Genomic DNA, 20,796 nt, shown 5'->3' on the forward strand with positions numbered 1-20,796 from the left:
AACGATGATTGCAGCGGCGTATCTGATGCCGGCAATGAGTTTTGCAGCTACATCTGCCCCATTGGGTACATCCAGCTCCGGGGCAATTAACGACATGATGTTTTACAGCATCGGCGGTGGTTCGGTGATCTCGCAACCGGCCACGCGCAATAGCATGACTCGACTGGGGGTTCAGGGTGGCTGGTCGAGCGATTTGATGTGCGGCAATTTCGACATGAAAACCACGGTCGGTAATCAGCTCAATGGTATGACAAGCGGTTTCAAAGACCTGATGAGCACGGTGATCCAGGGGGCAACCGGGGCAGTAGCCAGTATGCCGGCGATGATAATACAGCGCTCAAATCCCAGCCTGTACGAAATGCTGACCAACGGCATTCTGCAAGCGGGTTTGTCATTCGATAAAGCCAAGCTGCGCTGTGAAAGCCTGTCCAACCGCATGGCCGATTTTACCATGGGCAACAAATGGACTCAGGCGGCAGTAGCGGAGGAGTTCAAAGACATTGTGCAGTCATCCGATGGTGATGCGGTGCGCAGCGAGCAGAAACTGCAAAAGGCGACTGGCGAGGAAGGCACAACCTGGGTCGGTGGCCAGAAAAAAGGTGGCAAAGGTCAGGCAGCCATTCGGCCGACACATGACCTGGCCAAGGCGGGTTACAACATGATGAACAACCAGCCTGTAACCAGCAACAACACGGTATCTGCATCCAGTTGTAACGGCTCTGTCTGCCAGAAGTTCCCCAATTCCGAACAGGCTGCAGAGGCCGTGGTGAAGGTGTTAGGCGATCGCTCCATCCGTACATGCCGCGATGCCAGCCAGTGTACCAGTGGCGGCAGCGAGAATGAGCCACGCAGCAGCGTAGCCGGCACGGGCTTTGCCCCGATGCTGGAAGATGCGACCAAGGCCAATGCCGAAGTTCTGTCGCAGCTGGTATCGGGAACATTGGCACCCACCGCAGAAAACATCGGCAAGCTGAAGACGGGGGGACTCACGGTGACTCGGGGCGTAATTCAGTCACTGAAAGATGACCCGGACAACAGCGCGCTGGTGATGCGACTGGCCAGCGAGCTGGCGATGTCAGAAACAGTGGAGACAGCTCTGGTGATGCGCCGGATGATCACGACGGGACAATCCGAACCGAATGCGGCAGATCAGCCGGAAGCAATGGCGGAAAGCGATCGCCGTATCGATGCGCTGGATCGCGAGATTAACGCGCTGAAAAACGAGATGGAACTGCGCAAAGCGATCAGCAACAACAGCCTGCTGACTGCGCTCGATCGCCAGGGGCTGCGTAATACCGACAACCGGATGCAGCAGAAATCCGGGAATGAAGACCAGGGCTTTAACGGTTTGAGCCAGAAGACAGGAGAGTGATGATGCCGACGAATGTAGAGCCACTGGCGAACAGCTGGAAGCGCAGGGTGCTTGCCTGGGCGAAACAATCTGCCCTGGTGTTTGGCATGTTGATACTCATAATGGCCGCGTTGTTGCTGCTGGCCGCCATGCTGTTTGAATCCGATCCGGACGGCCGACAGGTCAAAGCCTGGCTGGAGGCCAGCCGTTACGGACTATTCGTCTGGCGGCTGATGCTGTACGCCGGCACAGCATGGATGTGGATGACGATACGAGCCCGGCTTTTGCGTTCTAGCCCGCGTCAGACCGTACTGAAGATAGAGCGGTTGCTGCTGCTCTTTGTGGTGTTCAGCGAATGTCTCGCCTGGCGTACGGTGTAAGGAGCAACCAACCATGACGACACAAAGTTATCTCGAATACTTCCTGGTGTTCTTTGGCTGGCTGCTGAATAACGCCATGTGGAATATCCTGAATGGCACGGGTCTGTATCTGCTGCCAGTGGTGTTCAAGATTGTCGGCATCTGGCTGAAAGTACGTGAAGAAGGTGCAGATGAGGGTAACAAGGGTGCACTGGTCTTGCCGCGAGTAGAGCACGCGGCGTACCTCTCGTTCTGCGTCATTATGTTCTGTTGCGTTCCGCTGCTGCCGGTTGACGTCAGTACCATCAAGTTTGACAGCTCCAGGGCGCAGCAGTGCGGTTTTAATGTTCCGTCACCGCAAAACTCGGGCTATAAGGCCCTGGTGAACGATTTTGACGGCAAGACGGCGGAGGTACCGGTCTGGTGGTACTTCGTGCATGTAATTTCGAAAGGGACGACGCAGGCCATGATCGCGTCGATACCGTGTGGCAAACAGCTTCGGCAACTCCGGTTTGAGGTACAGAGCACCAAGCTGCGTGACCCCATTCTGTTGTCTGAAATCCGGGCGTTTGCTGATCAGTGTTACTCCCGGGCGTATTTCAAGCTGAAGAACAGCAACAGCGCACTGAGTGACGCCACCATCAACTCTGTGGGCTGGATCGGCAGCAGTTATTTTCTCAATACGGCGGGATACTACGACTACTACACCTCAACAGAGCCGCGAGGTCAGTGGCCCTATGAGGCGTCCCGGGACAGCGGTTATCCAGACGTCGGCCGGGGAGGGTATCCCACCTGTAAGCAGTGGTGGTCCGACAGCACCAACGGCCTGAAAGCCAGGGTGATGGCGGGGCTGAGTGACAACACCCGGGGGTACCTGAAGCGCAATTATACTCAGGCACAGGCGGAGGAGATTGCGTTGCGCTGGCTGGTCAGCCCGAAGAACGTGGCGCTATCTGAAGGTGGCGAGACGTATGCAACCGGCAGTGCCGGCGTTGGTTCATCGGGGGTTACCGGTGCATTGACGCAAGTTGCGTCATCGTTTGGTCTGGGGATGAAGCAGACAGAAGCATTGCCCGGGTTTGACGCGATGAAACAGGCGTTACCGATGATCCAGGCGCTGCTGGAGATGATGATTGTCATCACGATTCCAGCGATAGTGATGTTCAGCGGCTATGAAATCAAAACAGTCGTGACGATTTCATTCGCGCTATTTGCACTGATATTCATCTCGTTCTGGTGGGAGTTAGCCGGCTGGCTGGATGATCGGCTCATCACCATTCTCTACTCAGCGATGATGGAGCAGGGGCTGGCTGGCGTGGATGCTCAAAGCTCAAACCTACCGATTATCGATTTCATGACCTCTCCGCGTGACGGTTGGATCATGAATTTGGTGCTGGGGATGATGTACCTGGTCTTCCCCATGGGATGGGTGGGGATGTTGAGCTGGACAGGGGCGACGGTCGGGGATATTGCTAAAGGCATTGCTACAGGAATGGATAAAGGGTCTCAATTGCCACGAAAAGCCGGTGAAGAAGGTGGGGCTGCAGCTACGGATACGGTTAAATCAGCATTCCAAAAGTAGAATATTAACTATCAGCCGGGGAATAATGTCTCCGGCTAATTAATCGTAATAATATTCGTCGGATATTTTCTCCATTTCTTCGAATTCTCTGTCTAAACGTGAACGACTGTCCTCTCTTCTGGGGGATAACAAAACATCAAGAACCGGTGCAGCTACACGCATAGCTGTTCTGGTAGCACCAAATGCATCTTGCAGATTTTCCCTGAGGTTCTGCCCATCCAGCTTGCAGAGTTCCTGGTCCCAGTCAGACCGGGATGGTTGCAGGTTTTCTTTGGCGCTCTTGCTGCCGAACTTGCTGAGTTCCAGACCCCAGTCAGACTGCTGCGGTAATTTCTGAGCCATCGTATTCATGCTCCCGCAAAAATAGATTATTATTGCTAATTTAACATGGTGAAAAAATGGTCGCAATTATTCGGTGATGAGCGAGGTATTATTTTTCACGGTATGGGCGGTAACCTCGCATGCCGTGTAAGACCTGCTCCAACAACGGCTCCGTGTATGAGCTGCATTCATACTGTGTAATGGACTGCCTGATTATGGCTGACTTAACCTCGCCACGCGATGCTGCAGGCGTCGCACCTCATCAAAATCACGCATCTCACGCGCTTTTTCCATAATTTCCGGCGTGGGTTCCGGCAGATTCTCAAAAAATTCCTGGAACTGTCGGCTAACTGAGCTCAGCGACACGCTTGAGGTGTTGGCCGTATTGCGGTTGGTGTAAACCAGGCGGGAAAGAGGTTTTGTCAGCTCCTTATTCTCCATGTGCCGATTGAAAGTCCAAAGGTAAACGTCAACCAGCTCTAGCCCCGGACTTCGGGTGCCTGACTGGAAGACAAGCGGCTCAACTGGCATGTTTTTCATGTCCATGACGGGCAGCCCCGGCCCCAGCTCCCACTGCTGCTCCCGTATCTGGCGATAGAATTCACTCAGTTCGCGCTGGGTTGTGTTGAACTGAGACTGCTGGTCAACGATGATTTTGGCCCTTCTGTTTGGAGACCCCAGGCGGGCACAGATTCCGTGCAGTACAGACTGAAATCCGATCATGTTAGGCATGATCTGCAGCTTATCTTTGTTGGTTTTACAGTTATATCCCAGATGGTCAAAATTGGCCGCCGCCCAGTTCAGGGCATCGGTGATCAGCTCATTCGAACGGGGGTCACGCAGATTGACAACGCGCTGAAGCAGTACGTCACAGACCTCACGGAACAGCGCACTCGATCGCTCATCGTGCGCCTCAAGGCGGGCACGCCATGCCTTTTCAGCCAGCCCATTATCAAACAGGTTTGCCAGGTTAAGCAGCAGCGGGTAACGCAGGGGAGTCCAATAGGCCGACCATGCTACCGCCGGGTTCATGCCCTGATCAAACACCTGATCGAAAAACGTAATAATGGCGTGATCGCGTTTGACAACCTGGCAGATATCAAAGCGGATTCGGTGTTTTTTCTGCAGCACCAGTAGGGTATCGACGACATCTGAGAGACGGTGCATTCCTAGTTCTGCGGCGTGAAGACGCTGCACACCCAATTTCTTACGGAGAGCAGAGAGCTCAATTTCTGCAACCTCATCCAGATCATCAGGGGAAGACAGAACACCGTAGGAAAGCACGGGTTGAGTCTGGTCAAAAAGATTCGGACCGGTATGGCCGGTTTCATCAACGTAAAAGTGCATATAAACGTCCCATGTCGGGCTGCCCGAATTTATCGGACATAAATTGAAGCGGAAGGCGAAACAGCAAACGATTTGAAGAATGTTGCACTTCCTAGCATTGACCGCAAGAGATCTGGTTATACCGGTTTTCGGATCCGATTGGGGAAAATAATAGGGAGGTATGTTAAAGCCTTACTTTATTGACATTCGCCATTTTTTTACACTCACGTTTCCAGGCCTGGGATACCCAGGCCCTGATGTACACTGGAGGTAAAGAACAACATTGGATTACTCGCGATACATAAAGTAATCCACATCTTCATCCCTGGCATAATGTTTGGGATGCGTTAGAATGATGGTGTGTTCCCTACGAATATTACGGAAATGATTAGTAAAAGCTACATCCCATGTATCACTGATGCGCTGAACTTCAATATTTCCATTCTCTTCTTTTTTCGTGCGACAGAAGTCGTTTGTCATATGTTACCTCTCTATGTTGTAAAGAGATCAAGATTTTACCATAGCTGACAGAGAGAAATGTTTTCAACTACCACCCTGCCGAAAACCCCTGTTCTCTCAGTCGTTGGCGAAGACTCTTCACGTATGCCTGATCAATCATATCGTCAGGTGACCGATCACAGATGATATTACTGATGGTGGCCATAGCGTCGTCTGATAAGCGGAACCCCGCTGGAAGCCCCCAGGGCGAGCCATCAGAAACGTCCCGCAGTCGGCTAAAAAATTGCCTGAAAAAATCAGTGTGCGACCCGCGTCTGGCCCCCACAATCGCAGCTGTCGCCTCATCCCTGCACTCCACTTCAAAATTATCTTCCCCCATGACCTGGAGCAGCTCAGATATATCCGGCCAGTACTTCAGATCAAAGCTACTCAGTTCATCCAGCCTCGGTTGAATGTATGAGCGATAGAGCCAGTTTTCACGACCTGCCTCGTCAATGTAATCGGTAAGCCTGACCATTCGGTCGACACCGAAATATCCACTTCGGTTTAGGATGTCGCTCATACGCCGGAGTGCCTGTGCCAGGCGAATGCTCATTACAGGAATAGCCTCACAAAGTTCCTGTAGTTCCCGATGATCTGCGCGCAGGATGGCGTGATGATCAGGAGTACCAAATCCACCGGCGAAAACACACTGTTCCAGCAGGATCCAGAGCTGCTGGCCAGTGACTCTCCTTTCTTCCAGTTCGGCATACACTGCTTCCATTTCATTGTGTCGTGCAATGAGCCGCTCGAATACCGGCCATGTAGATCTCCAAGCCTCGTCAGGCCCACTTCGCCAGTGATTAAGTTTTTCTGTCAGCAGTTGGAGCGCTCGGGTGGCAGCATCATTTGTTTTATCAGTCATCATCAATCTTACCTTGTTTACTGGTTACGACTCATTATCGATTAACAGGGCTGCGCCGTCGGTATCCGGAGCAATTTAATTAGGCACTGTCGGAATACCCGTTACGGCATTATCCTTGCGGTCATTTCCTGGTATTCCAGTTGACCCGCTCTATTACCAACTGGTCATGTGTGTTCGGATTGAGTGCCTGAACCCAGAACTATCGGTCAGCTCTTCTGCGTCGTTCAAGGTACGCCGCGGCGCGTTTGGCAGACATATTAAGCTGGTAATATCGATGTCAGTGATGCATCGATATTTAACATGGTGAAAATATCGTAGCAAGGAATAGGGGGATTAACTAAAATTGGACAGTTAGAAGGTAGTAAAAACACCATCATCCTAATAGTTCGATATTGTATTTAATGGTGTGATTTATATTTAATTTAATAGTTAGGATTTCATTATGCCAATTATAAAATCTAAGATGCTTACAGATGCCAAGCCCTCGGATGAGACCACTAGACTTCTTCTCGAACAGCTTGATTTACCGCCAGACACACCTATTGCATTGATGGTTTTGGCGGTGGAGTTCGACCGTAAAAAATATTACTGCTGTTTATCAGGTGGTGAAATTCGGAATGGACAACCTCATTTTACACTTGTTGGTCAGGCTGCTTTTGAAGCACTGGCTAATCACCCTTCTCCAAATGATACTTTGACAATTCAGGAAATTAAGTTGGATGAGATACCTCTAAAAAACAAAGTTAAAGCTGTGTTGAAGCGTGCCCCTTCAAACTCTAAAATTTGCTTTATAGGAGACATGCAGGGTGAATTGGATGGGGTTCTGAGTGATGTTTTTAATATTAATCACACAGAGCATTAGGCTGTGCCCTTAATTTTAATTACGCTTGGATGAATGTTTTTATAATTTAGGGTGTAAATATGTTCTCGAAACTGATTCCTGTAAAGTTATTAACTCTTATAAAACCTGATGGCACAATTATTGACGGAATAAAAGGCAATGTACAGCCGGGTAATATATTTGTAAATAAGGGTGACTTCACAATCGAACAAGATGATATTTTAATAGTTCATGATTCTGATGGGGAAAGTGAGAGATATGTGGTTGTCAATCCAAATTTCTTTCAGGGAGAAGGGCAGCTCATTCCCCCGAACTACCAGTGTGATGTTAAGATCTGTAACTTCTGAGATAGATTTATAATGTTACTAGGCCGTGATTACGGCCTTTCTTACTTGATACGAGAATTCTTCGATCATATTTATTGCTGACCCGAATTAATTCATTCTACTGTACTTTGTTATCTTATTAGTAATTATCAATAATCTCATTAGTTATGCACATATCCACGGGCAAAAAAGCCAGCATCTGTCTCCTCCCCAACAAGGGGGGAGCAGATGCGGGAGCGGTCGGCGAGTGTCGAGCCGACTTTGCCGGTGGGTATGTGTATAACTCATTATTTTACATTTTGTCTGTTCGACCGGTTTTATGGCATTGATCTGGATCGCTGAGTTGATCTACCATTTGTTCGTTATACCGTCACTGATGTGACTGCCAATGCCCTGGTGATCTGAGAGGGGCGCTTTCGAGTGATCACAAAACCGCATGAACAGACCTTATTACGAGCGAACTGTTTAGCCTGAAAGGCGGTGCTGCAAGGTGGCAAAGTCGTTTATCCCTTGAAAACGACAAGTGCGTAACGGCATTTAGGGTTCATTTCACATCACAACAGCAAAACGTACGCTTTGATCGTTTTGCTGCTCACGTCAGAGAATGAAGTTAATTCATTGATTTCATTATATACAACGACTCGTTGAGACCTTTGCGCTCCAGGATATGCCATTTGGAACATTTGGCATCTTCCGGGAGAACGCATTGGGAACACGAGCGCGCGTCACTTGCGTTGAGTGAAACGAAAACCAAGTGACGCGCGTAGCGCACAACGTGCTGAACCGCACGTAGCGCCGCTTCAATGAAAGTTGTTCCATCTGACCAACACGTAGTGAACTTCGTTTTGACGCTTTTCATATCGTAAATGCGCTTTGAAGTGTTCACTTTTTCAACATCAACGTCGTATGTAACGCAATAACCGCGTCAACGATGATCTTTTAAATGAGGAGAAAAATCGACACAGTATCGATGGCGACGTCACTAACACTGACGTGTGGAAGCAGTCTGATTCATTAACGAGTCAGCCCGGCATAAGCCGCGAACGGGTGAAATCCCCGGGGTGCTTCGCAAGAACTCAACTTATTCGCCACCCCGATGCACAGATACTTGTCGAGACGCAGGAAGCGCATCTTAACCGTGCCGTCGGGGTGAACATTCAAATCGTAAATCGTTGGTGGCGTGCCACTGACGATACCTACATTTCGTTCATGCAGACGAAATGTAGGTATCGTCAGCGGATTGGGTTGAGGAGAGGGAATGAGTAAATTAAGTCGTCAACTGGTATCACTGGCAAAGCAAGGTGGTGGTAGTTTTAAAACTGTCGCTGATCGCATGAAAATCGCTGATCGCGTTGCGTCCAGGTTAATATCACTGAATATACAGATTCGTGATGCCAACAATTTGAAAGTCCGTCACATCCAGCAATATATAAAAAGTCGACGCGATGAAGGCATTTCATTGCGTACACTTCAAAATGAGATGTCCGCTATTCGCGGAGTGCTCAGAGTCGCAGGAAAAACCATTATGGCGAATCCTGAACACGATGCATTGAATAATGCATCGCTAGGCATTTCCGGGGCGAACAGAGATGGTACGAAAGTCGCCATTCCTGAAAACGTATTTGAGTCTGTTTTATCTAAGGTATCAGAAACGGACAACGGTGTTGGATTAACGTTGCAGCTGTCTCGCTTATTGGGATTGAGAACGGAAGAAGCGGTTCAGTCGGTTAAATCATTAACGACATGGCGAACAGCGATTATCAACAACAGCGAACGAGTAAAGGTGATATTTGGAACAAAAGGGGGGCGTCCCAGGGAAACGACAATTATTGATAGAGATAAATTGTTACCTGTTATTAATTCGGCCATTCGCTTTGCCAGTGAAAATAATGGTCGCCTGATAGACAAACCAAACCTGCACTCATCAATAGAGCGTTATAGAACAGTAGTCAGAGAAGCTGGCTTAGTAGGGAAATATGCTCCACATAGTTTGAGATATGCTTATGCGCAGGAAGCGCTGGTATTTCATCAACAGAAGGGACTGAGTGAGGAAGAGGCTCAGGCAATGGTGTCAATGGATTTAGGTCACGGTGACGGACGAGGTTATTACGTTAATCGTGTATACAGTAAAGTTGACCAGGATGAGTAATGATGATGTGGTATTTATTCCGGGTGATACGCATGTTCAGGATATTCCTGCAGCGCAGGATATCATGGCGTAGTTTTAAGCTGTCGCTTTATCCTCGGCAACGAACGGTAAGTTTGATTGCCGGAGGCGTATTGTTTTGTGATATTCGGGATGAGCGTGTTTTTTTTCAGTAGTACTTGCTACCCATCTTTTTGTCGATGTATAGTAATCACGCTAACCGTTGTCTTTCGACAACAGCCAATGCCCCAACGTGACTTGAGAGGGGCGCTTTCGGGTAGTCACACGGTAAAGATCATCCGCGTAACCCTCATGAGCGAGTTATGTGACCTGAAAGATGATCGCCGTAACAGGTGGTAAAGCCGTTTAGCCTTTGAGAACGGCGGGTGCTGACGCATTCAAGGTCATTTCTACTTTAGTTCTTCCTTTTACCTTATCTGAATTCAACCCATATGGGGATTATACCCCTGTGGGGATAAATCCCTTTTAAACCCATGAGGGATTTTTCAATGAAACATGATGATTTGGAACTGACAGTTGTGCCTAAAGGCAGTAACGAATGGCATTTGATGTGGAATGCTCTCGGTAATCACGAGGCAAACCGCACGTTATCTCAGCCAACTGTAGCCGAAAATTTCGGTGAGGTATGGCAGTATATGGAAACCGGGGCGACTAAGTCCTTATTCGGATTCGGAAAACGAAAACGTTATTTCCATTATTTCAGGCATCGTTTTCACCCGACAAAGGGTGCTGACTACAGACTCAAAATTCCTGCAAGTAAGGAATTTAAATCAACGGACTTGGTTGTCACATGGTCGCTGAAATCGACCAGTAAGCCAAATGTGACCTGAAAGGTGATCGCCAGAAATGGTGGTAATGCTGTTTAGCCTTTGAGAACAGCGGATGCTGACGCATTCAAGGCCATTTCCACCCAACCTTTCTGTTTTTTCTTACTCACCCTGTCGGGATATTATCCGATACGGGTAATGCGTCCTCGATAGGTTTTATTGACTGTATGAGGATGTTCTATGCGAACTGATGCGTATTTTTGACAACATCGCTTGAGCTGGTTGAATGAACCAGATAGCTCAACGATAGCATGATATTTTCTTAACCCACCGCGGGGAAAACCTCCCCGATCGTGGCGAAGTTTTCTCCGCTTTTTTTTGATGGAGAGACTTCAATGATAATTTCACTGTTGCGTAAGCTGATAAACGTACTGCGTAATAAATCTGCTGATCACGAACAGGAGTGGTTTACCAACCGGACAGGGCAACTGAGTTTCCGCCCTGTGATTTCACGTCGTAACGGGATGTATGTTGCAAATGTGGAGCGCCGGGCCGGTACTCGTGCCGCTGAATTCTTCGCTTCGGTAGGAGAGTTCCGTAGTGCACGGCGTGCACTGGCAGAAGCCAGTATAATGGCCAGACACATGGCGTTTTACCGCTACCGTTTCACTCTGTAATTTACTGTTACCGGGGAAATCCATTCGGATTTCCCCTTCCTTTGACCCCGCGGGGATCTTTTCCCGATAACGAGGTTCCCGCTTTGCGGAGCCCTGTATCAGATGCCCTTTACATTTTCAGTATCTGAGTCTGGTGACACAGCAGACTCACTGACAAACGAGCAGAAAAGGCTTGTTCGGCAAATTATTCGCGATGAGTGTTATGAACGTGACCGTTCAACTCTACTCAAACTGCTGGGCATGATGACCGTGGTAAAACTGGTTTGCTCACTGGCGTTTGGTCTGCTGTATATGGTGTACAAGTGGTTTCTCTGACGGGCTAAACCGAGGAGATATCTATGCTTCTGAGACTGGCCATCATGGTCTGGAAAGGCGTGTGCTGGTTAATGATGTCATTGTTGTACGTGTTGAAACTGCTGCTGACAACGCATTACAACCATCGTGAGCGGCAGAACGTGGTATTCCATACCGTTTACAGCGGAAAATGGTTACTGAGCGACAATGCGGCGGCCTGTGGTCGGCCTGTCGTGATACGTGATGCACTGAACCATTTTCAGCCAGGCGTCGAACTGATCTATTTCGGTGATGAGTCGCCCGATCAGATGTGGGGCGATAAAAAGCTCAAGGATGAAAACGAGGCAATCGATATGGCAAATCAGATGCTGCAGCGCGTGCTTGGCCAACGCCATCGCGTGCTCAACGTCGCCTAACGTCATCGTTTTCTGTTGTTACTTTTCCCATGATACCGGGGCTCCCGCGTATCATGCCGGCAGCTCCGATACGATTTGGAGTTGTTTGCTATGAACCTGGTACCTCGTGTGCCGGCTATCGTCATCGACGATGATGTCTGGCATCGTGTTGTTACATTTCCGGCTGAGCCGCAGCGTGAAGGCGAGCGTTTTCAGTCACTACTCATTGCATCATGTCAAGCCTGGGCAGCACTGAAGCCTGGTGTTACTGATGCGTCATTCGGGATATACAGCGAGCCACCCGGCAGTGCTGACAATATCGTGCCATTATGGCAGCCACTTCGGCTCCACTATAACGGCAGTGAGTTGTCGATTCTGATGGGCAGTTAACGTTATATCCACCGCCTGGCGGACTTATCCGTCAGGGTAAGTCCGCCGTTTTATATCTTAATAAACCAAGGACTTATCCATGACCGAGATGACTAATCACAACCTGCAGACTTTAGTAACCGAGCCGTCAATCGTCAGTGAAACCCGCACCCGGTTTCAGAAATGGCTGCAAACGCAATTCGATCAACATTACCGCTCTTTGCGAAACGAGAGTTATCGCGATTTCCTGAAGGCGGAGTTCCCGCAGGAACTGGCACAGTATGACCAGGCCTGTGAACAGTTGCGTGATGCCGAGTTTGAGCGTTTCACCGAGCTGCAGACACTGGGGTTGTTCCTGTTCCAGCAGGTTGAGATCAAACGTGCTGAACTGCGCCGCCGCCGTCTTCGCTGGCTGAGCACACTGGCAGTGACCACCGTGGTTACCGGCGCACTGGCCGCCTGGCACTTTGGTATAATTGATGTGACTTATCTGACCGGAAAAGCCCATCAGCTTTATGCCAACGTCCAGGGACTGGTGAGCTTTGCCACTGGTCTGTTCCATCCGCAGACGCCGTCTGCACAGTAATTACCACACCATCCCCCGGGGAGAGCGTATCTCCTCCGGGGGATACCTCTCTCCTGCTGCGTGAGAGGTTGAGCATGGCACATTTTTCACATCAACAAATTTTTCACTTTATCAATAGCCGGCTGCTGGCATTGATGAAACGTGGAATTATCCCCTGGCATCTTGATACACCACTTCCTGCATCGGGGATCCCCGAGCACGCCGTGACGGGGGAGATGTTCTCCGGCATTAACATTCTGCTGCTCTGGCAGGCCACTAGGGACAACATGCTGTCGTCCAATCGGTGGCTGACCGGTGACGAACTGCGTGCGGTCGGCGGGCGACTGATTGACAGTGCCAGGCCGACGACGATAGTGCGTTTTCGTCCCACACTTTCACTGATGAAAGTGGCCAATGTGGCACAGTGCGAAGGGTTGCCGGCGGAATATCGCGGACCGGACATCAAACCATGGCGAGCAGAATTACCGCTGCTGGAGCAGATGGTGTCGATGGCAGAGGTGCCGATTGTGTTCCGGGAAGATATGACATCTGAACCGGCCTGTTATTTGCCAGGCCCGGATCGAATCGAAATACCACCTGTTACACAGTTTGATACTGACGTGGGTTTTTACCAGGCACTTTTACCTTTGCTGGTGGCATCAGTTGGGCACGAACAGCGGCTGAATATTCCGGATGATGTGGTCTGGGAACTGGTAAAAGAGCTCGCTACCGCGTTTCTGTTGGCCCGCTGCCGTTTGTCAGGGTTCAGATCGTCATTGTCATTTATGCCGGCTCTGACGAGTCGGTTACGGCAGGATGAATCAGTGCTCTTTCGTGCCAGCATGTTAGCCAGTCGTGTACAACGCTATCTGTTGCGTGAACCTCGTGCTCTGGCGGTAGAGCGCTGGCAGGAACTGGCAGCATTTCTGACCGGGCAGTATTTTGACCAGTCCTTCGCTGATACCTCACTGGTGTGTGAAAGTGAGGTGATCGGGCATCTGAAGGCGGGCAATTCGCCTGGGCAGGCCATCAGCGCACTGGCGGAGCTGTATCGGTGGCCACGTCGTTCAACGCTGACTCGTGCATCACTGACACTGGCGCATGATGTCCTGGCTCTGGCTGAAGTGTGCCCGACGGCGCTGACGGTATACCGGCGGCAGACCGAGCGGCAATTGTCTTTGCCTGATGACGCGATGATGCCTTTGTCTGCGCCGGCGCTTTCTGCCGTCGAACCGGTACCTGATGCGGCCAATGATGACCCTGAGGATGATGGTGATGATCCGGCAGATAACGTAGTCGAGTTGCCCTCGGCTGCAACGTCAGGCTCTGGCCGTAATGCTTATCGCAGTCAGTTTGTTGCGTTGTTTAAACGTATATCGCCCTATGAAAACCGCTGGCAGGTGTTCAGTGACTTTGTGCATATGGCGGCTATCTCGTTGTACAACAGCATCTTCAAAAATGAAGAACTGGAAGCGGACTATATGCGCCGGGTCAAACGCTACTCAAAAGAGGATGCGTCCAGACTGGCGGAGCTGATGGGGATCCTGACCCTGGGGCTGGAGTATGAGGTCTGTGATTTTCTTGGCAGCATATTCATGGAGCTGGAACTGAGCAGCAGTCGGATAGGGCAGTATTTTACCCCGTATTCTGTCAGTTACATGGTGGGCAAAATACAGATGGTACCGATGGCTGAAGCGCTGCGTAGCGGCGAACGCGAGTACGTGACGGTGTCTGATCCCGCCTGTGGTGGTGGGGCGATGATCATCGGCATGTACCAGGCCATGCGGGATGAAGGTTTAAACCCGCAGAAGCAAATGTTCGCACACTGTGTCGACCTCGATCCGGTAGCGGCCATGATGACCTACGTACAGTTATCCCTGCTGGGATTACCGGCCGTGGTCGTTATTGGTAATTCGTTAAGCCAGGAGTTCAGTCGTCACCTGGTAACGCCGATGTACCATCTGGGACTGTGGCGTTACAAACTGGCCCGGGATGAAGGCATTCGTCACGATGTCGTGCCGACGGCTCCCGCAAAGGGCGAAGCGGCGTAACGTTTAACTGATTTTTTCTAACCCGTCAGGGCATTCCTGGCGGGAATGCTCTGGCTTTTTCATTGACGGAGCATGTTATGGAACTGATTGATATGTACATTATCCAGCAATTTCGGGCCATCGGTTTGGAGCTGGAGAGTGATGAACTGGACTGGAATGTTGGTGATGGGCTGGAAGGGTATGTTAACGCCAGCCTGATATTCACCCGGGAGCGGTTGTTGCCAGTGATGGAAGCGACGCTGACCGAGCTGGCTCAAAAGCCCGGCAATGAGGCGCGTTGTGAGCGTAGTCGGCGTTATCTGTCTCTCTGGATCCAGGGATTGCAGGCCCTGAGCGAGCGGGAGCAGAACTATTCACTGTTACCGTATATGCACCGGCAGAACAGTGGGCGGTTCATGACGCTGATTTGTCCGGACTACCAGGCGCTGCTGCAACTGACGGATGAAGATTTTCTGACTATGGCGGGGCAGATGGATGTGAGTCCGGCACAGCAGATCCCACGGGGACTGTTTGCAAAAACCGTTTCACACTGGATTGCGTTTATGACGCATCTGGGGGAAAAACTGGCGGACATCAGCAGGCATTGTTATCACCAGCTCAACCGGTTCTTTCACCGCTGCAACTTTGACGAACGACGTATCCGGCGGTTTCAGCTCTCGATCGGCCACATTGATGTAATGTGCCGACCGCAGAAATTATCGGAGATAGATATATGCGAGTTCGACCCCGACTATCTTGTGCAGTATATCGATAAGGTGGCGGAAGGTATCGTTACGCCAGTCTGTGTACAGGCAACGGTATTTTACAATAACGGTATCGAGATGGAGTCGTTCCTGGCCGATGTCGACGTTGACAACCTGGATAGCATACCCAGTTACGACTACCACGAAGTGGTGGCAGACGCCATCGAGTGGGTGAGGGTGCAGTTTGATGTGGCAAAATCAAACGAACAACAAGTCAGGGAAGTGACTGAATTGCGAGTCGCAGCCTGACAGTGATTTACATGAATAGCGCCTTATGGCGTAACGGTATGGCCTAACGGCTCCCCATAAATAAAGACAGGCATAGAAGGTTGTGATCTACTTAGTGTTCCACCAAGTAAGATTACGCCTCTATGCCTGCTTCTCAATTTTGCCACGCATTCTATCAGTCAGTCTCTGAACGCTCCATCTGTATAGCAAAAACGTGTTGCTTGACATGACTGTCGCACTGACTTGCGGTACCCCCCCTCTTTCTGTGGTGGCGCAGCTTGTTGAACCATGGAGTTCGGGCTTTGGTCAGAACGCCCAGAACAAAGACGATAGGCTGATACAAAGCTAGTGGACCATATAAACAAAAACATCGCGGTGGTTGCGTTAGCCAACAAGGCTATGCCACTACAGTAATTTCAAACTCAAGAGATGACGGAGTTAAAATTCAAACGAATCTATGTTGGTTCACAATATCACAGTAAAAGTGCTGTACCCTATATCAAGTTCGGGTACATTCTAACCATTTGAGGCAGAGCCACCGCAAATCTACATATCCAGATGCAATGCGCACGGTAACCTTTCTGTAAATCAGATATGAATCGAGCCAATAGCGATGCGCACTGGGTCAAACTTGTAAATCGTGCGTTGCCATGTGTCTACAAAATGACGAGTTAGTTGAGTCAATAGCAATAGTGATCCGGTATAGGATGTAGGAATGCGATGCATCTCCGCAGACTGCAAAAGATCTTTATGGAATGGGGGACGTGGTGCATTTCGACAACTGGTGCCTCATGGAAGAAATACAGGTAGGTAATCATTCCTGCAAGGTCATGAACGTGCAGGAAGCAAACCTTCCGACGGCGATCCAGGCGACTGCTGCTATTGTGCCAGCGCACTATGCATCTGAAGAGCAAGTCGCGCGAGCGCTAGTACGGCTAGGTAAACCGGAAGCGGCTGCGCTAATTCAGGGCAAGCTTGCGACCACGAAGGCGATCCGCTCCGGAGATCTTGGAGAGATTTACGCTACTGAGTGGATCGATGCGCATAGCGGAGGTTATCGTGCTCCGATCAAGCGGCTGCGATGGAAAGACCATCGCAATATGGCAATGCGAGGCGATGACGTCATCGGCATCCTTCAAGATCCTCAGACTCAACGTCTTCACTTCCTTAAGACGGAGGCAAAGAGTCGCGTCGCACTGACCGCCCAAGTCCTTACCGAGGCGAGGGCTGCCCTGGACAAGGATGGCGGTCTGCCATCTGCGCATGCGCTGTCCTTTATCTCGGCACGCCTGCTCGAATTGAACCAACTGCCACTCGCCGACGCGATCGACGACGCGTTGTTGAAGCACGGCATTCCGCAGCAGAACGTCCGCCATCTGCTTTTCACCTTTTCCGGCAACGCACCGGATGCGTTATTAGCAGCGTCTCTTCAAGCCTATCCTGGGCCGATAACCCAGTGGGGCGTCGGCCTGCGCGTGGATGGGCACGCCGCCTTCATCGACGCAGTCTACGACCGAGTAATTGCCAATGCCAACAACGCCTGAAGCAATCGCGGCTGACATCACGGAGGCGGCGACTGCCGGCTTCCGAGGCCGTCTCATCGCGCGCGGTCAGGCGCGAGCAATCATCTGGAGAGATGGGGTGCTCCCGCCAGATGCTCCGGCTTTTGCTGCGCAGCTTGGCCATGACCTGTATTCCTATGGCTACGCCCTTTTTGGGCTGGGTCTTCGCCTGCGAGAACTCGGCGGAGATGCAGCTCAAGCCCGGACCGCCTTCGAGCAGGCGGGTACAGCCTTAGAAGCTGTGATTGCAAAGGGCAATCGCCGGGAAGTCGATCGCGACTTCCACTTCATCATGGCAGCAGCGAGCTATCACCTTGCACATCTGTCAGCGCGTGCCTATTCGCTACTGACCCTTGTTGAAGCGGATGAGAATTTTGCGCCTATGGAGCGTGTCCTCGCCCTGTTGATGAGGCGGAACTTCGACTCGCTGCGGGTTACCGTGCTTGATTTCCGAGCCTCGGGCGAAGGTAGTGATGCTCGAATCACAGCCAGAATCCAGGAAAGCTTCAATCAAGCTGAAGCTGCGGCCAATATCGCGGGCGGCGAAGACTTCGTCTTCGATGGCCTTGACATTGCGCTGACCGACACCTTCATGGCAGCGATAGCCCTGTTCCTGCTCGCACTTGAACGTGGCGAGCGACCATTGCTAGAACAAGCGTTGGAGCGACTCCGCACCGGACTGGCCATCTGCAGCGAGATGAATATGCTCCCGCAGTGGTGGTCATATCGCATCGCCATCCACCTCCTATCCGATCTGTGGTCGACTACCTTTTATGAGAGGGTTCCGCATCAACCAACAGGCGGTGAGGCGAACGATTGGCCCAGACTCCGCGAATTATTCATCGCGCTGCTGCTGCGTCGCCCGAAAGCCGAAGTGGATCTCTGGCCTTCGCAGATCGATGCGGCAAACCGCGCGGTTGATCAAGCTGACGATCTGGTTGTCTCTTTGCCTACCAGCGCGGGTAAGACGCGTATCGCTGAACTATGCATTCTGCGCTGCCTCGCCGGCGGGAAGCGCGTAGCCTTCATCACGCCGCTGCGAGCGCTGTCCGCGCAGACCGAAACAACCCTTCAGAGAACCTTTGGCCCACTCGGCAAGACGATTTCAGCACTCTATGGCAGCATCGGAGTCAGCGGCTTTGACGAGGATGCAATACGGGAAAGTGACATCGTTGTCGCGACACCGGAGAAACTCGACTTTGCGCTCCGCAACGACCCCTCTCTCCTCGATGACGTTGGCCTACTTGTCTTCGACGAAGGGCACATGATTGGCTTGAATGAGCGGGAGGTCCGCTACGAGGTTCAAATCCAGCGGCTTCTCCGACGCGCTGATGCACATGAGCGGCGCATCGTGTGTCTCTCGGCGATTCTTCCTGACGGCGATCAACTCGACGACTTCGCCGGATGGCTGCGTCGAGACCATCCTGGCGGCTTGATCAAACATGACTGGCGTCCAACCCGGTTGCGGTTTGGCGAAGTGGTTTGGGCGACCCCCAATGCGCGCCTGAATCTCCGCGTCGGCGAAGAGCGCCCATGGGTTCAGCGCTTTCTTACGGGAGTGGCGCCGCCAACCTGGGTGCCGCCCAAGCGTCGCCGAACCAGGCTCTTTCCAAACGATCAACGAGAACTCTGCCTAGCGACAGCTTGGCGGCTGGTAGACGACGGGCAGACCGTCCTCATCTTCTGCCCGGAACGACGTAGCGTCGAACCGTTTGCGGACGTGATTGTCGACCTTCATGAGCGCGGAGCGCTGCGGTCGTTGCTGGAAGCAGACCCTGCTGTTCTCGCTACTGCAATAGCGCTTGGTGAGGAATGGCTGGGCCCGAACAGTGCAATCCTCAAGTGCCTGCGCCTCGGAGTGGCGCTCCATCACGGGGCTTTGCCAACGGCCTACCGGAAGGAGATCGAAGGCCTGTTGCGTAGCAATATCCTCAAAGTCACTATCTCCTCGCCGACCTTGGCTCAAGGCTTGAACTTGTCCGCTACCGTTGTGGTCATGCACTCCCTCCACCGAGCGGGAACCAGGATCGACATCTCCGAATTCAAGAACGTGATTGGGCGGGCCGGCCGGGCCTATGTCGACGTCGAAGGCGTCGTGCTCTTCCCCATGTTCGACGAGATTTCGAGAAAGCGGAGCAACTGGGAAACTCTCATCAATGATCTCGGCGCTCGCAATATGGAGAGTGGGCTGGTGCAACTCGTCGCGGCACTGCTGTTCCGCATGAGAGCCCAAATCGGTGGTGACCTGGATCAGCTTATTGACTATGTCGCGAACAACGCCGCGGCGTGGACCTTCCCGGAAGTAACGAACGAGAGCCCCGAAGATCGCGAACGAGCCCTTTCGGATTGGCAGCAGCATATTGCAACGCTCGACACGGCCGTCCTGAGTCTCATTGGCGAAAACGATATTCCGGACGATGGGGTTACGGCGGCATTGGACGACATCCTCCAGTCCTCTCTGTGGCATCGCCGTCTTCTGCGACAGAACGAGCAGATTCAGCAGGTTCTAAAGGCCGGCTTGGTTTCACGCAGTCAGCATATCTGGAGCCAATCGACCGCAGCGCGCCGCCGAGGCTACTTCTTGGCCGGCGTAGGGTTAGGAACTGGTCAGGCGCTGGACGCCATTGCAGAGGATGCGAATCTTCTACTGATTCAGGCCAACGGCAGCATTCTCAATAGTGATGCCGAGGCGGCGATAGCTGCAATTACAGCGATTGCGGAACGCGTCTTCGTCATCTATCCATTCATACCGGATCCTATGCTGGAAAATTGGCGCGATATTCTCCGTGCCTGGCTTCTCGGCGAACCTCTCTTCGCCATTGCCGCCGGGCAGGAGTCGGAGACGCTGCAGTTCATTGAGGGGGGCCTTGTCTACCGTCTCCCATGGGCGATGGAGGCCATTCGGGTGCGTGGAGTTGCCAACGGCGACACCATTGACGGGCTCCTTTCTCTTGAGGACTATGAGCTTGGTTTTGCGGTGGCTGCCGTTGAGACCGGAACGTTGAATAGGTCGGCTGCGATCCTCATTCAGGCGGGGTTTAACTCTCGGCTCGGTGCTATAAAGGCTGTCGCAGACAGTGGCGCGACCTTCCAAACAGCCCAAGAACTTCGGCACTGGCTCGGTTCGGATGAACTTGCGGCGTGGAGCGCAAGACATGATTGGCCGACACTAGAGACAAGGGCGATGTGGATGGAGTTTGTGCAAAGCTTCACTCCGCGCACGAACCGCGTCTGGGCAGAGCGCCGGTACAGTGTGAAAGTGGCATGGCGCGAAGTACCGCCACTGCCAGGAACCCCAGTTCAACTTCATTATTGGGCAGGTCAGCTACGTGTGCTTGCTACGGACGGTGTGCGGCTGGGGACTGTGCGAACTGAACTTGAATTAGGGATAGCTGGTCTGATTCGGGCCCAAACGTCTCAATGCGTAGGTTTGATCGACATAGTGTATTTGGGGCCCGACGACCTAATGGTTTAGTACATGTCAATGAATGAGTCAGAATTCGCTCAAC

19 protein-coding genes are annotated in these 20,796 nt (G+C 51.7%); 15 read left to right on the plus strand and 4 right to left on the minus strand.

The annotated features are described in order from the left end of the window. Positions 1 to 4: 4 nt before the first annotated feature. From HEP82_RS10410 to HEP82_RS10420, 3 genes are all read left to right on the plus strand, one after another. Complete coding sequence (locus HEP82_RS10410) at positions 5 to 1,372, plus strand: integrating conjugative element protein (protein ID WP_407938283.1); 1,368 nt, start codon at positions 5 to 7, stop codon at positions 1,370 to 1,372. A gap of 86 nt (positions 1,373 to 1,458) precedes the next feature. After that, on the plus strand, positions 1,459 to 1,731 hold the full coding sequence (locus tag HEP82_RS10415) for a hypothetical protein (protein WP_192458018.1): 273 nt from the start codon (positions 1,459 to 1,461) through the stop codon (positions 1,729 to 1,731). Positions 1,732 to 1,744: 13 nt separating this feature from the next. Then, on the plus strand, positions 1,745 to 3,292 hold the full coding sequence (locus HEP82_RS10420) for a conjugal transfer protein TraG N-terminal domain-containing protein (protein WP_192458019.1): 1,548 nt from the start codon (positions 1,745 to 1,747) through the stop codon (positions 3,290 to 3,292). A 39-nt stretch (positions 3,293 to 3,331) separates the two neighbouring features. Here the strand turns inward: HEP82_RS10420 and HEP82_RS10425 are convergent, their stop codons facing one another. From HEP82_RS10425 to HEP82_RS10440, 4 genes are all read right to left on the minus strand, one after another. Then, positions 3,332 to 3,634 carry a hypothetical protein gene (locus HEP82_RS10425; protein ID WP_192458020.1) on the minus strand — a complete coding sequence of 101 codons (303 nt, stop codon included), beginning with the start codon at positions 3,632 to 3,634 and terminating at the stop codon, positions 3,332 to 3,334. 192 nt (positions 3,635 to 3,826) lie between these two features. Beyond that, a complete protein-coding gene (locus tag HEP82_RS10430) occupies positions 3,827 to 4,960 on the minus strand; it encodes a DUF3800 domain-containing protein (RefSeq protein WP_192458021.1) in 1,134 nt (377 codons plus the stop codon). A gap of 267 nt (positions 4,961 to 5,227) precedes the next feature. Continuing rightward, positions 5,228 to 5,419, minus strand: a complete 192-nt coding sequence (locus tag HEP82_RS10435; RefSeq protein ID WP_192458022.1) for a hypothetical protein — start codon at positions 5,417 to 5,419, stop codon at positions 5,228 to 5,230. 67 nt (positions 5,420 to 5,486) lie between these two features. After that, a complete protein-coding gene (locus HEP82_RS10440; RefSeq protein WP_225622423.1) occupies positions 5,487 to 6,305 on the minus strand; it encodes a hypothetical protein in 819 nt (272 codons plus the stop codon). A 439-nt stretch (positions 6,306 to 6,744) separates the two neighbouring features. Between HEP82_RS10440 and HEP82_RS10445 the strand changes: the two genes are divergently transcribed. The 12 genes from HEP82_RS10445 (at position 6,745) to HEP82_RS10500 (ending at position 20,762) form a co-directional block, all read left to right on the plus strand. Beyond that, positions 6,745 to 7,164 (plus strand): hypothetical protein, encoded by a 420-nt coding sequence (locus tag HEP82_RS10445; protein WP_192458023.1) that lies wholly within the window; start codon positions 6,745 to 6,747, stop codon positions 7,162 to 7,164. A gap of 59 nt (positions 7,165 to 7,223) precedes the next feature. Continuing rightward, on the plus strand, positions 7,224 to 7,490 hold the full coding sequence (locus HEP82_RS10450) for a hypothetical protein (protein ID WP_192458024.1): 267 nt from the start codon (positions 7,224 to 7,226) through the stop codon (positions 7,488 to 7,490). 1,237 nt (positions 7,491 to 8,727) lie between these two features. Beyond that, entirely contained in the window at positions 8,728 to 9,618 is an 891-nt protein-coding gene (locus HEP82_RS10455; RefSeq protein WP_192458025.1) for an integrase domain-containing protein, read from the plus strand. 506 nt (positions 9,619 to 10,124) lie between these two features. Then, on the plus strand, positions 10,125 to 10,466 hold the full coding sequence (locus HEP82_RS10460; protein ID WP_192458026.1) for a hypothetical protein: 342 nt from the start codon (positions 10,125 to 10,127) through the stop codon (positions 10,464 to 10,466). A 332-nt stretch (positions 10,467 to 10,798) separates the two neighbouring features. Further along, the gene (locus tag HEP82_RS10465) at positions 10,799 to 11,080 is read left to right on the plus strand and encodes a hypothetical protein (protein WP_192458027.1); all 282 of its coding nucleotides are present in this window, start codon (positions 10,799 to 10,801) and stop codon (positions 11,078 to 11,080) included. A gap of 338 nt (positions 11,081 to 11,418) precedes the next feature. Continuing rightward, the gene (locus HEP82_RS10470; protein WP_192458028.1) at positions 11,419 to 11,790 is read left to right on the plus strand and encodes a glycosyltransferase; all 372 of its coding nucleotides are present in this window, start codon (positions 11,419 to 11,421) and stop codon (positions 11,788 to 11,790) included. 90 nt (positions 11,791 to 11,880) lie between these two features. Continuing rightward, entirely contained in the window at positions 11,881 to 12,159 is a 279-nt protein-coding gene (locus tag HEP82_RS10475) for a hypothetical protein (RefSeq protein WP_192458029.1), read from the plus strand. Positions 12,160 to 12,238: 79 nt separating this feature from the next. After that, the gene (locus tag HEP82_RS10480) at positions 12,239 to 12,724 is read left to right on the plus strand and encodes a hypothetical protein (RefSeq protein ID WP_192458030.1); all 486 of its coding nucleotides are present in this window, start codon (positions 12,239 to 12,241) and stop codon (positions 12,722 to 12,724) included. Between the two features lie 74 nt (positions 12,725 to 12,798). Further along, the gene (locus tag HEP82_RS10485; RefSeq protein ID WP_192458031.1) at positions 12,799 to 14,754 is read left to right on the plus strand and encodes an ArdC-like ssDNA-binding domain-containing protein; all 1,956 of its coding nucleotides are present in this window, start codon (positions 12,799 to 12,801) and stop codon (positions 14,752 to 14,754) included. Positions 14,755 to 14,831: 77 nt separating this feature from the next. After that, positions 14,832 to 15,746 carry a hypothetical protein gene (locus HEP82_RS10490; protein ID WP_192458032.1) on the plus strand — a complete coding sequence of 305 codons (915 nt, stop codon included), beginning with the start codon at positions 14,832 to 14,834 and terminating at the stop codon, positions 15,744 to 15,746. Positions 15,747 to 16,489: 743 nt separating this feature from the next. Further along, on the plus strand, positions 16,490 to 17,269 hold the full coding sequence (locus HEP82_RS10495) for a Hachiman antiphage defense system protein HamA (RefSeq protein ID WP_192458033.1): 780 nt from the start codon (positions 16,490 to 16,492) through the stop codon (positions 17,267 to 17,269). After that, complete coding sequence (locus tag HEP82_RS10500) at positions 17,253 to 20,762, plus strand: DEAD/DEAH box helicase (RefSeq protein WP_192458034.1); 3,510 nt, start codon at positions 17,253 to 17,255, stop codon at positions 20,760 to 20,762. Before HEP82_RS10495 ends, HEP82_RS10500 begins: the two co-directional genes overlap by 17 nt. Positions 20,763 to 20,796: the final 34 nt, after the last annotated feature.

Source organism: Musicola keenii, assembly GCF_014855505.1.
GTDB classification, from domain to species: Bacteria; Pseudomonadota; Gammaproteobacteria; order Enterobacterales; family Enterobacteriaceae; genus Musicola; species Musicola paradisiaca.